Here is a 13,812-nt window from a genome sequence, read left to right as displayed (position 1 = left end):
ACCTATCAGACAGGCTTGATCGTTGTGGTGACAGGTACACTATGAACGGGTACCGCTGCAGGTGCCGGTCTGGGTACCTGCTGCTGTTGCTGTGCAGGAGCCAATCCTTTCATTTTTTCCAGGACCTCTTGTTTCGGTCCGTACATGACCAACATACCATCTCGCATGACAAGCAGCTTATCAACACTGGCCAGTACACTGGTTTTGTGGGAAATGATAATGACAGTCGCTAAACTTTCTTTCAGTGCTTTCAACGCAGCAGCTAATGCCGCATCCCCCTGGTCATCCAGGTTGGAATTGGGTTCATCCAGAACAACCAGACGAGGCTTGCCATACAAGGCACGGGCCAGGCCGATTCGCTGGCGCTGACCACCGGATAATGCACCCGCGCTGGCGCCGATTACAGTATCATACCCCTCCGGCAAGCGCAGAACGAGCTCATGAACGCCCGCCATTTTGGCGGCTTCCACAACCTTGTCTGGATCAACCTCGCCGAAACGGGCGATGTTTTCACTGATTGAGCCCTCAAAAAGCTCAATATCCTGCGGCAGGTAACCAACATGGGGACCGAGCTCTTCACGGGTCCATGAGAAAATATCCGCACCATCCAGTCGAACCTTTCCACCCAAAGAGGGCCAGATTCCAAGAATCGCCCTTGCGAGGCTGGATTTCCCGGCCGCACTGGGGCCAATCATACCAATGATATCCCCGGGTTCCGCACGGAAAGTGACGTTTTTAACCACTGGCGCGCGTGTACCTGGAGGGGCAATTGTCGCCGCCTCAACCGACAACACACCCTTAGGTGCGGGAAGCGACATTCTTTCCTTCTCTTCCGGTATTTTGTTTAGCACTTCATTCAAGCGTGCATACTGACCACGGGCTGCCACAAACCCTTTCCAGTTACCAATCATCAAATCAATTGGCGACAGCGCCCGACCTAAGAGGATTGAACCCGCGATCATCAGTCCCGGTGTGATTTGTTGCTCGATAACCAGATAGGCACCCACTCCAAGAATCAGGGATTGCACCAGGAGTCGGGTACTCTTCGAGATAGACGTCATTAACCCGGCTCGGCGACTTGCTACGGATTGCAGGGCCAATACCAGGCGATTCTTTTCCACCCAACGGTCACGTACATTTTCCAACATGCCCATTGATTCGATAACTTCCGCATTTCGCAGATTCTTCGCGACGTAAGCCTGCGCGCCCATTGCTTCTTTGTTAGCATCCGTTAACAGTTTACGAGTGAGTTTTTCATTGGCTACCGCTAAACAACCCAACAAAATCGCACTAAACACGCCGACCCAGCCAAACAAAGGGTGGAAGATGAACATAACTGCGATATAAATTGGTAACCAGGGCGCATCAAAGAATGCAAACAAGCCGTTGCCAGTCATAAATTGACGCAACTGAGTCAGATCAGATAGAGGCTGACCATTGCTGTTTGCGCCACCACTGTATAATGCCTGCTTGAAAGAAGCATTAAACAGCCGGGTATTCATCAAGCTTTCCATTTTGGTACTGACCCGGACCAAAATCTGCGATCGAACCCATTCCAGTCCTGCGATGGTGAGCATCATCAAGACCATGATCAAAGTCAGCATCACCAGTGTTGAATGGCTACCACTGGTTACGACGCGATCATAAACCTGCAACATGTACATGGCTGGCGTGAGCATCAGCAAGTTAATACACAGACTGAAAAGCCCTACGATGATGAAGGACATTTTGCAAAGTCCCAATACTTTCTGAAGATCGGATTTGTTGCTATCGGGTTTCATTAATGAGAATCGCTATAATTGGGGTTAAAACTTCATCAGGTTCCTTGAACATCGCATTGATGACAGCAATCAGCTGATGTTACCTATATCCCGGTACCTAATAACACAGTTTACCGACACAATTGGTGATCGGTATTCTGACTTTAAGTCCCGTTTTTCGACACTATCACGCTCAATACGCCACCCAGTGGGCTGCACGCACTGACGATGTTCTTGAAGCGATTCCGGCAATTCACCAAACACGGCAACTGCCTCCACGACCGCTAAAATGACACCCTAGTCGTTATAATGTCTCCATAATCGCTACAAAATTCCTGTCGATATGACTTCCTGTTAATATGACTATGAGGTGGGAAGCGTAATTTTTGGAGGCCGTATTTTACACGCCCAAAGACCTTTTACGCAACTTTCTGCTCATCTTTTAACCAAGCCATATCATTTAACGTGCTCTAAAAGCCCCTCCAAGAATATGGGCGTGGGAAATTTTTTCAACCCCCAGACGACAAAATACGTATTTTTTTTTGACCCGCTCCACAATAGTATTTTTAAAACTGGACCGAGGCAGGCAAACGGCCCGCCCAAAGCAACGGCAGGTATGCAGTATAAACCGCGTTATCAAGCTGAAGCGCAGACGGCTTCATAGTGCTCCAAATAGGATGCCCCCATTTTCTGGCCGGTGAATAACCGTTCAAATCGATCTCTTGCTGCGCGCCCCATCTGCATTGAGCGCTCGGGAAATTCCAGTAATTGCAGCAATGCCATACGCAACGCCTGAGGGTCTGCAGGTGGAACAACAACCCCGGTTACGCCATGTTCATTAACATAGTTAGCTCCAGTGCCAATGTCAGCAGAAATGAGCGGTTTGGAATACATGGCACCTTCAAGCAGGGTGACACCAAAAGCTTCAGAGCGAAGGTGAGATGGAAAGACAATCCCTCGGGTCAGGTTCATCAATGCTATTTTCTCATTATCTGAAACATAACCCAGAAACTGCACATTTTCTGCCCCCAATGACAAGGCCTGAAAACGCAGTTGATTACTCTCTGGCCCATCACCCGCGATGACGATCTTGATATTCGTTCCGGATACAGCGTCAATGAGGAAAGACAGACCTTTGTAATAACGCAGCACACCAACAAACAAAAAGAAATCATCGCCGACCAATTCCTTGATCGCGCCCACTTCGCTTTCAGAGACTTCAGGATGCACATTTTCATCCAGACCAATGGGTACAACCGCGACACGATCGCGGTACATTTTCAAAACAGGACTGGTCTCGACATACTGAGGAGAAGTCGCAATGATTCGATTTGCCCGGCGTAACAGGGTATGCATCATGGGGTTATAAAAGGTACGCAAACCTCTTTGCCGAACAATGTCAGAGTGGTAAGTGACAATCAGCGGCTTATCAAAGCGTACCAATAAACACAAAAGATCAGCAAATGGCCATGGAAAATGTACATGAACCACATCAGCCCACTCCACCAATCGCTTGAATCCATTGAACGCACTTAACGCAACGCCACACGAAGCAATTTCAAATGTTTGATTGAATCGATAGACATCTGCTTCCGGCCTGTGGACAACAGAAGGCTCACCGCTTGTCGCCAGAGTAAAGACCCGACTCTCAACGCCGAGTGACTTTGTGTTAAAACATATTTGACGGACGACTTCCTCCAGGCCGCCCTGGGTATCAGGAAAATAAGTACGATAGACATGCAAAACTTTCATTTACTAACCCAAATGATAAAACGTTATTCCAGAAACCACACTCACTTCCCCCGGCACCAACGCCATCCCGACCTTAAATCAGTACTCAATTCGGCCGGCGATCCAACTTACGGTACGCCAAAGCCTCAGACAGATGCGTTGAAGTTATTTTCTGTTCTTCCGACAAGTCTGCGATCGTTCTTGCCACACGCATTATACGGTGAAGTGCTCTGGCGGACATCCCCAAGCGATCAACGGCAGACTCCAGAATCATTTGAGCGTCCCCTTCAAGCTCGCAACTTTCATCCAGCGCTTTGCCAGACAATACCGAATTCAAACCACCCCGAGCCCTCTGAATGGCTCTCGCAGCCGCAACTCTGCGCGCAACCGACTGGCTGCTCTCCTCACGGGATGTTGTCGATTTTTGGGTAAATACCCGCACATCCTGCGCCGGAACCTCAACCTGTAAATCAAAGCGATCCAGCAATGGCCCTGATATTTTATTGCGGTAACGGGCCACTTGGGCAGGAGTATCAGTACAGGAAATAGCAGGATGGCCGGCGTAACCACACGGGCAAGGGTTCATCGCCGCAACCAGCTGGAAACGTGCAGGGAATGTTAACTTCCCCGATGCCCGGGAAATTGCGATATGCCCCGTTTCCAAAGGCTCTCGCAACACCTCCAGCACCTTCCGGTCAAATTCAGGCAATTCATCAAGGAACAAAACACCATGATGGGCCAATGATACCTCTCCGGGACGCGGTACACTGCCGCCCCCCACCAGTGCAACCGATGAAGCAGAGTGATGCGGGTCTCTATAGGGCCTTTTGCGCCACTGCCTGTATTCAACATTATCGCCCGCAGACTGATTTGCTACGGAGCGAACTGAAGCCACTGAAATCGCCTCGTCCTGAGTGAGCTGGGGCAAAATTCCCGGCAAGCGCGAGGCCAACATGCTTTTACCGGTGCCTGGCGGACCATAAAACAATAAATGATGCCCCCCTGCTGCCGCGATCTCGAGCGCACGTTTTGCCTGAAATTGCCCAACGACATCAGCCAAATCGGGGTATTCGCTGGAGCCTGTCTGCTCCGGGTAAACAACAGGGTCAGGTTCGGGAAATGGAATTTCCCCGGTTAAAAACTGGAACACTTGATGAATATGCCGTACGGGTACAATCTCTGCTCCCTCACACAACAATGCTTCACTCTGATTGGTCGCTGGCAGCACGATCTTCCGCCCCTGTTTTGCCCCCGTAATAACGCTAGGCAATACGCTCTTAACTGCACGAACATGCCCCGTAAGCGCCAGCTCACCGATAAATTCCAACTCAGAAAGCGCTTCAACCGGTATCTGTCCGCTTGCAGCCATGATGCCAATAGCAATGGCTAAATCGTACCGCCCCCCTTCCTTTGGGAGATCTGCAGGAGCCAGGTTAACGGTAATTCTTCGGGCGGGGTAATCGAACCCGGCATTCAACATGGCGCTTTTTACCCGATCCTTACTCTCTCTGACGGCTGCTTCGGGCAACCCTACAATCGATAGGCCGGGCAAGCCATTCGCAATATGGGTTTCAACACTTACCAATGGAGCTCCGAGCCCCACCTGCGCTCTTGTGTAAACAATAGATACACTCATTTTCTAGATTCCTTCCCTGGCACTTTGTTAACTTCCATTCCCGATCGACTGCACGTATCGGGTTCCGCGCGATCAGATCGTTTACGGCTGAGTTGCACTCACCCGCTTTTCAAGCTCTGCCACCTGGCGTTCCAGCATATCCACTTTTTCTCGTGTTTTCCGCAGCACGGCCATTTGCACCTCATATTCTTCCCGCGTAACAAGATCCAGGCGGGAAAGCATACCGGCAACTAATACTTTTACATTATTGTGAACATCTTCCTGGGCTTGCTTGGCCGCGTCCGGCAAGATATTTCCCAGATGCTCATTAAGATTGTTCAACAACTGCTGTGGTGTAATCACAACATTCCCTCCCATCTGTTCATAAAAACCGCGATTCTACCAAACTTCTCGGTCTGTCGCACAATCTATCTCGTGATTTAAAACTTCAATCCTCAGCTTGCCCACTTTAATATGCATATTTCGATATCAATCAGAGGTCGACCCCATAGCTACCCACCGAGCGGTTCCAGGTCAGTCAGGACTGTCTCACTGTTTTGGTTCATAAAATAGCAAAATGCACACTTTTTACGCACCATATGTGATCACTTTTTAAATTCATGCGCTATAATCGTGCCATCGTTTTAACCTTGTTGCAGAAAAAATAATGCAAGTTAGTGTTTTCATGATATTTTTAATGTTTGGCACAAGTGATGCTTTATAACGCACAAAATCCGCACATATTCAAAATTGTGCGTATTTAAGGCTCACAAAATTAAATCCTAAAGGCGGGTACTCAGGAGAATATGAAATGAAACTAGTAACAGCCATCATCAAACCCTTCAAGCTTGATGACGTGCGTGAAGCACTGTCTGAAATCGGTGTTCAAGGTGTTACCGTTACAGAAGTAAAAGGTTTTGGTCGTCAAAAGGGCCACACGGAACTGTACCGCGGTGCAGAGTACGTTGTAGATTTTCTGCCCAAGGTCAAACTTGAAGTTGCAATCAGCGAAGACCTGCTTGACCAGGTTATCGAAGCAGTGGCAAAAGCAGCAAATACCGGCAAAATCGGTGACGGCAAAATTTTTGTTACCAATCTTGAGCAGGCTATCAGAATCCGAACCGGGGAAACCGGCACTGACGCCATTTAATTCAGAAGTTCGATTGCTCGATTTTGATCAGCGCAATCAGGCTCCGAAATTAACTTAGAAATCACAATTTAGAACAATATAAGCCTAGTGCGGAGGGCTTTCATGGAAAACAACATCTTTGAATTGCAATACGCAATTGATACTTTTTACTTCTTGGTGTGCGGCGCACTTGTAATGTGGATGGCAGCCGGTTTTGCCATGCTCGAGGCGGGTTTGGTTCGTGCTAAAAACACCACCGAGATTCTGACCAAAAACGTCGCTCTGTTTGCGATCTCTTCCATTATGTATCTGGTTTGCGGTTACGCGATTATGTATGGCGGTGGTTACTTCCTGTCAGGCATCGAAGCATTTGACCTGCCATCAGTTCTGAGCAGTTCTGCAGAAAAAGGGTTCGATGGCGATTCAGAATATTCTGCTGCATCTGACTTCTTCTTCCAGGTTGTGTTTGTAGCAACGGCCATGTCTATCGTATCCGGTGCTGTTGCCGAGCGCATGAAACTGTGGGCATTCCTGGCATTCGCAGTCGTCATGACCGGTTTCATTTACCCAATGGAAGGTTCATGGACTTGGGGCGGCAACGAAGTATTAGGTTTGTACGCACTGGAAGTTGGCTCAGGTGATGATGCAGTTGGTTTCTCTGATTTCGCAGGTTCCGGTATCGTACACATGGCAGGTGCTGCTGCAGCACTAGCAGGCGTACTGTTGCTGGGTGCACGTAAAGGCAAATACACTTCAAACGGTCAAGTAAACGCGATTCCTGGTGCGAACCTGCCACTGGCGACGCTGGGTACATTCATTCTGTGGATGGGATGGTTCGGCTTTAACGGTGGTTCAGTTCTGAAGCTGGGCGATGCATCAAATGCGCACTCTGTCGCAATGGTTTTCCTGAACACGAACGCAGCTGCAGCGGGTGGTGCGATTGCAGCACTGATCACCGCACGCCTGATGTTCGGTAAAGCGGATCTCACCATGCTGTTGAACGGTGCACTGGCAGGTCTGGTTGCGATCACGGCAGAACCTTCTACGCCAACAGCTCTGGCGGCTACCATAATCGGTGCAGTAGGCGGCATCATCGTAGTCTTCTCCATTGTGACGCTGGACAAGCTGAAAATTGATGATCCAGTTGGCGCAATCTCAGTACACGGTGTTGTAGGTCTGTTTGGTCTGATGGTTGTTCCAGCAACTAACGATGGTGCGTCATACGCAGCACAAGCGCTTGGTGCGGTAACCATCTTTGTCTGGGTATTCGTAACCAGCTTGATTGTCTGGGGCGTACTGAAAGCGATCATGGGTATCCGTGTTAGCGAAGAAGAAGAGTACGAAGGTGTTGATTTGGCAGAATGTGGAATGGAAGCCTATCCTGAATTCTGTAACAAATAAGCTTCGCAGTAACGCAAGCAACACAGAAAAGGCACCATTCGGTGCCTTTTCTTTTTTGTGACACAAATCACACAAAGCAATCCACTTCCGTAACAAATCCCACCCTCAAGACATACCAAACCGCCATTTTTTGTGACGCTAATATGCTCTATAGTGGGCACTTGAAATTCCCAGCCCCCAGACACACACGGTGGCTCACTTAACACTAACGTTTGATTACAAAGGTCAAGATTGAATGCAGGAAAACGGTGCTGTAGTCATGACTCAAGACTTAACAGATGCGATTCTATCTACAGAGCATCAATCCGATGAAGGACGGCGCCACCCAAGACGGGCCGCTCGATGGCGAGCTCGGATACAACAACTATCCGGCGAATATGTGGATGCAAAAACCATTAACATTTCCGAGTCCGGGGCAATGCTGAGTGTGGGCACCCCGGTAAACATAAACGCTAAAGTCAAACTTGAGATCAGCGTTTATTATCAGGGTATTCACAAAACGTTGACCACGATTGCCATTGTTCGCCATCACGCTATCGCAACATCAAATTACACTATTGGTGTAGAGTTTTTGCAGTGCGCTGAAGATGCCAAATCTTTCCTGGCCCGATATGCCAACAAACTGATCTGATCAGCGATCTCATTCGGTCCTGCAGGCCGTTAATTCGCAGCCTGCTCTGTACCTCGGCAGTAGAGATCATCGTCAGCATGTCGAATGTAGAGCAGCAACTCCATTTCAGCTTCTTTTTTGGAACCGAAAGGCCCCTCTTCCGAGCCTTCTCGTGTGGTAAAGTACCACTCTCCTTGAATGGAATAAAAGCGATCACCACGGAACCAGGTTTTATCTTTCTCGCCAGCGCGCACAACCATAACCTACACCTCAACTGAACTGATTAAATTCGGTGCTATCGTGATCCTAAAGCCAGAGATAAAAACATCTGGCGAGACCGCGCGTACACTGAATCTTCAACCGAAACAGACCCGTTCATTGCAGTAGGTCAGGACTCGGCGACACAACGCACTCTATGCGTACCCTCAGTATAGACACACACTGCTCATTATTTCACCACACTTTTTCAATATTTCACAAATATGAACACAGCTCAATGAACAGAAATGAAGCAAATAGAAGCAATCACCGAAGGCGAGGCGTGGAACAAAGATGGACCGTAGCTAAGATAAACCAAGCTGACGCAGGCAACTGGAATCGTGCAGGCACGACTCCAGCAGGGCACCATTCGAAAAAATCGATGGCAGCATTACTCTGTGTGTAAAATATCCCGCATGAACTGCGGCAACGCCAATGCAGCCTGATGTACTTTTTTGTTGTAGTATCGGGTGACAAAAGGTCGTTGCTCGGCATCTTCCTCTCGGAAGTACTTTAATACATGGTTCTTCCCGGCCATCGTTGCACTCCACCACCCTGTAGGATAGACCGGTTGTGGGAACGGCAGTGTTCTGACCGACTCAAACCCGGCATCACGCATATCTTTCTGTACGTTCTTGATGATGCTATCCGTATGCAACAACGGTGACTCGCTTTGTTGCACGACAATCCCCCCCTCCCGTAAAGCGACCATGCAATTTCGATAGAAGTCGACAGCAAACAAACCTTCTGCCGGACCAACGGGATCTGTCGAATCGACAATAATAATATCAATCGAGTTGGGCGCGGCGTCAGCCATCCATTTAATACCATCACCAAAAAAGAAGTTGGCTCGTGGATCTTCATTGGACTCACACAACTCTGGAAAGTACTTCTCAGAGAGACGCGTAACTCGCTCGTCAATTTCAACCTGCCAGGCTTCTTCCACGCCAGGGTGTTTCAAAACTTCTTTGAGCGTACCGCAATCCCCACCGCCAATAACCACGACCTTTTTCGGGTTTTTGTGTGTAAACAATGCTGGATGCGTCATCATTTCATGGTAGAGAAAGTTGTCCCGAGTGGTCAGCATGACACACCCATCAATAACCATGAGATTGCCAAATGTTTCGGTCTCATAAATCTCCAGTTTTTGATACTCGCTTTGCTCTTCATGCAGTTTTGCTTTAACTTTCAGTGAAAAAGCCGTACCTTCATTCTGGAAAACCTCGGTAAACCACCCAGTTGACAAGTCATTCGTTGAATTTTCAACGCTCATTTTCTACTCCTATTTGGCAGAACCACTAAATTGACGGGAGGGACACGGGCGCTATTGTACTGATACTGGGATTTTGACAGAAGTAAAAACGTGAGTTTTTTACATCGTGCCTATAGGTTTTCAACCTCGCATCAGGTATTTTTAGGGCCTTGAAAAAACGCCTTGTTTTGACCCAATTAAAGGAACCATAGCTTTAATGAGCACGCGATCCCGTCAGGATATTCTAAAGCAATATAATATACCGTATTGGAGTGACGGTTATATCGATGTTGATGATCAAGGAGAGGTTGTTATCAAACCTCATCGCCATAAAGATAACATCGCCATTAACCTTCCCAGCCTGGTTGACGAACTACAACAGCAGAACCTCGCGCTGCCCGTGCTAGTCCGTTTTAGTGAGATACTGCACGACCGTGTCAATTCCCTATGTGATGCCTTCAATCAGGTATGCGAGCAGCAGAACTATCAGGGCAGCTACACCGCCGTTTATCCTATCAAGGTCAATCAGCAGCGTCGGGTCGTCGAAGAAATCCTCGATGCGCAGCCTGCGGCGAAAAATGGACAGGTAGGTCTGGAAGCTGGCAGCAAACCAGAATTACTGGCCGTTCTGGCGCTGTCTCCGCGCCCTAACTCAATCATCATTTGCAATGGCTATAAAGATCGCGAATATATCCGACTGGCCCTGATGGGTAACAAAATCGGCCGCCGCGTCTATATTGTGATTGAAAAAGCCTCCGAGCTGACAATTATACTCGAAGAAGCCAAAAAACTCGGCGTCAAACCGCAATTAGGGATTCGCGCCAGGTTGGCCAGCATTGGTAAAGGTAATTGGCAGAATACTGGCGGTGAGAAAGCCAAGTTTGGCTTGTCCGCCAGTCAAATTCTGGACGTGGTCAACACGCTGAACCAACATAGTGCGTTAACCTGTCTGGAATTATTACATTTCCATCTTGGCTCACAGATTGGCAATATTCGGGATATTCAAACCGGCCTCAAAGAATGCGCCCGGTTTTACAGTCAGTTAAGGACACTGGGAGCCCCGGTAAACATGGTGGATATCGGTGGCGGGCTGGGTATCGACTACGAAGGAACCCGATCCCGGTCTGCGTGTTCAATAAATTACAGCGTCGCAGAGTACGCCTATAACGTCATCACCACCCTGAGGGAAGAATGTGACCGCTCCGGCGCGCCACACCCGAACGTTATCAGTGAATCCGGGCGGGCTATGACCGCGCACCATGCTGTACTCATCACCAATATTATTGATGTCGAGTCAATCAATCCTGGCCATCCTAAAGCGCCACTGGGGAGCGCCCCCAGCATTCTACAAACGCTTTGGAAAGATTATCAACATTTACAGAGTCAGGATAGCACGCGCTCAATCGTCGAGATTTATCATGATGTTGCGCACGCCATTGGTGAAGTACACGGCCTGTTTGCCCATGGCTTGCTCAGCCTGCAACAGCGCGCTCATGCAGAACAAATCTATCAGGCAAGCTGTCTGCTGGTCAGAGGCTCGCTCTCCCCGGAAGTGCGCGCGCACCGGGAAGCATTGGATGAACTTAATGAAAAGCTGGCTGACAAAGTATTTATCAACCTGTCCTTGTTCCAGTCATTGCCCGACATTTGGGGAATTGATCAAATTTTCCCGATCCTGCCACTCAGTCAACTGAATGACTCCGAAGGCCGCCGCGCGGTTTTACAGGATATTACCTGTGATTCCGATGGGCGAATCGATCACTATGTTGATGAACAGGGAATCGAAACCACAATTCCTTTGCCCCGTTATCAAGCTGAGAACCCATACCTTTTGGGGTTCTTTCTAACTGGTGCATACCAGGAAATTCTGGGGGATATGCATAACCTGTTCGGAGACACCAATTCTGTCGATGTCACAATGGATGAAGACGGAGTCTACCAAATCGAACATCCCATTGCCGGTGATACGGTCGAACAGGTGCTTTGCTACGTGAAGTATGAAGCGGATAATCTATTGGCCTCATTCCAGGCAAACCTCGACCAGGCCGAATTAAGCCAGGAGGATCGGGCCATGTTGCTCGAAGAGGTCGCGGCTGGCCTCAAAGGCTATACCTATCTGGAATAGCCTCACATCCCCAAACGCTCGACGTAGTCAGGGAAATAAGCCTTTGTCATCCGCTCTACATAGGTAACAAGGTTTTGACGCCGGGATGCAAACTCTTTTAGTGGACTGGGCAGTGGTACGTGCAATACGTTCATCAACATTCCGTAAAGGGTTGCATCCACCTGGGTGGGACGGTCTCCCATAAGAAACAATTTATCTTCAAGAAAGTCTGAAATCGCTTTCATATCCTGGTTAGCCAATTCATAAATCGTATTCGGATCGTGTCGCCCCAGACCGTGGGCCATAATATCGGATTTAACCTGTCGCTGAATCAAATTCGGCACAAAGTTACGAACCAGCGGTGGCATCGTCTTGAAGAAGTGATCCCGCAACTTTGGCCAATTGTCAGTTAACCAGCGGTTGTACAAGATCGCCCAGTAGTAATGCTCTTCCAGCATGATGGCAAAGCCATGGGCAACCGCCTTCTCTTGATGACTGAGGTGATGATCCAGACCGATGTCATAGTGCGTGGTCAAATAATCGATAATGACCCGCGAATCTGCTATTTCGACATCATTATCCCGGATATAGGGTAGCTTCCCATTTGGTGCCTTGCGCGGATCACCTAATTCATAGACGGTGTATTTAAGCTCCGCCATTCGCATGAAGGTTTCCAATTTCAGACAAAATGGGCCGGCATTCGGAATGTTAAGCATTCGTGGAAACTGGTACAAGGTGATCATGGCAAGACTCCTGATTGTGTTTTTTAATCCTGAGAGTGCGAAACAAAACCGAAGTATAGTAAGCGATGTCACTGGAGGGAAAGTGTGAAGTCAGGTTTCCAGCCGGATATCGCTTGGAGACCGTCCGGTCCATTTACGAAATGCGCGCCCAAAGTTAGAGGGATCGCTATACCCCAACTCGTACGCGATCTCATCAATATGCTTATCCGTCGTTTTTAACAAATGGATAGCTTTTTGCTTGCGCACTTCCGCCAGAATTTCCTGAAAACTGGTATCGAAAGACTGCAATTGACGTCGCAGCGTGCGCGAGGTCATGTGCATTTTTTCAGCTACCTCTTCCATGGAAGGAATGGATTGACCTCTCCCATTAAGCAGTTTTTTGACCTTGGCAACGATTGTCTCCTGTGTGACGGCTTGTTTTAACTCCGCTTCACATTGTTGCTCAGCCAGCCGCTTTGCAACCGGATTGGCAAGTGCCATCGGTTCAATCAAAAACCGTTTGTCAAAGCGCAACTCATTCACACCTGCATCAAAGGTGATGGCATCGGCATAATATTTCCGGTAGCGCTCAGAGTGCGGGGGTTCAGGGTAGCTAACCATACAGCGTCCGGTACGAGACAGCTTATCCCCAAACAAAAATTCTCCGACTTCCATGATCATGACAAACATCGCTTCGATCAAGACGTGCGTAAACGGACCGAGACCTAAATTTTCGTCCAGTCGGATTACGGCTTCATCACCATCAACAAAGAAGCTCATGTCAATTAATGAAAAGCGAATTTTATAGTATTTAGCCAACAACTCGATGGCTTCACTTAAATTACTGCAGCTGAGGGCAGCTTGGGCCAGCGCGCCATGGGTCGTGATTTTAAGACGGCTGCCCAACTTTAAACCAAGACCCGTATCACCCGTCGCTTGAAGTGCATTTTTAGCTAAGGATAGAAATTGATTTACCGACAGGTATGCTTCCGGATTTTGCAACACGTCAATTCGTATTCCGGTGCCTTCCAATAATTTGTTTTTATCAGCCCCTTCATCCAGTGCCAGCTGATACAGAATCTCTCCATAATGTGCTAGCAACAATGGCTCTTGAGGGTGGAATGTTACGCTCACCAGCTTCGTCCTAAAATGACCGAACTCATTTAAAATAATCCATAGTACCTGGAGAATGCAAGCAGCCAGATCGACCGTACGCCGAAAATAAAACTG

12 protein-coding genes are annotated in these 13,812 nt (G+C 48.5%); 4 read left to right on the top strand and 8 right to left on the bottom strand.

The window, feature by feature from the left end; translation table 11 throughout:
* Positions 1-5: 5 nt before the first annotated feature.
* The 4 genes from OLMES_RS04445 to OLMES_RS04430 all read right to left on the bottom strand — a co-directional run bounded on the left by OLMES_RS04445 (position 6) and on the right by OLMES_RS04430 (position 5,469).
* Positions 6-1,781, bottom strand: coding sequence for a type I secretion system permease/ATPase (locus OLMES_RS04445; RefSeq protein ID WP_087460142.1), 1,776 nt, complete (start codon positions 1,779-1,781; stop codon positions 6-8).
* A 615-nt stretch (positions 1,782-2,396) separates the two neighbouring features.
* Positions 2,397-3,512 carry a glycosyltransferase gene (locus OLMES_RS04440; RefSeq protein WP_087460141.1) on the bottom strand — a complete coding sequence of 372 codons (1,116 nt, stop codon included), beginning with the start codon at positions 3,510-3,512 and terminating at the stop codon, positions 2,397-2,399.
* Positions 3,513-3,597: 85 nt separating this feature from the next.
* Positions 3,598-5,127 carry a YifB family Mg chelatase-like AAA ATPase gene (locus OLMES_RS04435; protein ID WP_087460140.1) on the bottom strand — a complete coding sequence of 510 codons (1,530 nt, stop codon included), beginning with the start codon at positions 5,125-5,127 and terminating at the stop codon, positions 3,598-3,600.
* A gap of 81 nt (positions 5,128-5,208) precedes the next feature.
* The gene (locus OLMES_RS04430) at positions 5,209-5,469 is read right to left on the bottom strand and encodes an accessory factor UbiK family protein (RefSeq protein WP_232465259.1); all 261 of its coding nucleotides are present in this window, start codon (positions 5,467-5,469) and stop codon (positions 5,209-5,211) included.
* 448 nt (positions 5,470-5,917) lie between these two features.
* On the opposite strand from OLMES_RS04430, the gene glnK reads away from it, so the two are divergent.
* The 3 genes from glnK (at position 5,918) to OLMES_RS04415 (ending at position 8,267) form a co-directional block, all read left to right on the top strand.
* Positions 5,918-6,256, top strand: a complete 339-nt coding sequence (glnK, locus tag OLMES_RS04425) for a P-II family nitrogen regulator (RefSeq protein WP_087460138.1) — start codon at positions 5,918-5,920, stop codon at positions 6,254-6,256.
* Positions 6,257-6,358: 102 nt separating this feature from the next.
* Positions 6,359-7,636: an ammonium transporter gene (locus tag OLMES_RS04420; protein WP_087460137.1), complete on the top strand. Its 1,278-nt coding sequence runs from the start codon at positions 6,359-6,361 to the stop codon at positions 7,634-7,636.
* Between the two features lie 259 nt (positions 7,637-7,895).
* Positions 7,896-8,267 (top strand): PilZ domain-containing protein, encoded by a 372-nt coding sequence (locus OLMES_RS04415; RefSeq protein ID WP_157678132.1) that lies wholly within the window; start codon positions 7,896-7,898, stop codon positions 8,265-8,267.
* Between the two features lie 29 nt (positions 8,268-8,296).
* Here OLMES_RS04415 and OLMES_RS04410 read toward each other — a convergent pair whose 3' ends face one another.
* Both OLMES_RS04410 and speE read right to left on the bottom strand, forming a co-directional pair.
* Positions 8,297-8,506: a DUF6316 family protein gene (locus OLMES_RS04410; RefSeq protein WP_087460135.1), complete on the bottom strand. Its 210-nt coding sequence runs from the start codon at positions 8,504-8,506 to the stop codon at positions 8,297-8,299.
* A 389-nt stretch (positions 8,507-8,895) separates the two neighbouring features.
* Complete coding sequence (gene speE, locus OLMES_RS04405; protein WP_087460134.1) at positions 8,896-9,777, bottom strand: polyamine aminopropyltransferase; 882 nt, start codon at positions 9,775-9,777, stop codon at positions 8,896-8,898.
* Between the two features lie 196 nt (positions 9,778-9,973).
* Here speE and speA point away from each other — a divergent pair, with 196 nt between their 5' ends.
* A complete protein-coding gene (gene speA, locus OLMES_RS04400; RefSeq protein ID WP_087460133.1) occupies positions 9,974-11,881 on the top strand; it encodes a biosynthetic arginine decarboxylase in 1,908 nt (635 codons plus the stop codon).
* 2 nt (positions 11,882-11,883) lie between these two features.
* On the opposite strand, the gene OLMES_RS04395 is transcribed toward speA, so the two are convergent.
* Both OLMES_RS04395 and OLMES_RS04390 read right to left on the bottom strand, forming a co-directional pair.
* Positions 11,884-12,603 carry a glutathione S-transferase family protein gene (locus OLMES_RS04395; RefSeq protein ID WP_087460132.1) on the bottom strand — a complete coding sequence of 240 codons (720 nt, stop codon included), beginning with the start codon at positions 12,601-12,603 and terminating at the stop codon, positions 11,884-11,886.
* A 90-nt stretch (positions 12,604-12,693) separates the two neighbouring features.
* The gene (locus OLMES_RS04390) at positions 12,694-13,716 is read right to left on the bottom strand and encodes an AraC family transcriptional regulator (protein ID WP_198343216.1); all 1,023 of its coding nucleotides are present in this window, start codon (positions 13,714-13,716) and stop codon (positions 12,694-12,696) included.
* Positions 13,717-13,812: the final 96 nt, after the last annotated feature.

The organism is Oleiphilus messinensis, from assembly GCF_002162375.1.
Taxonomy (GTDB): Bacteria; Pseudomonadota; Gammaproteobacteria; order Pseudomonadales; family Oleiphilaceae; genus Oleiphilus; species Oleiphilus messinensis.
This window is presented reverse-complemented; position numbering and strand designations above follow the sequence as displayed.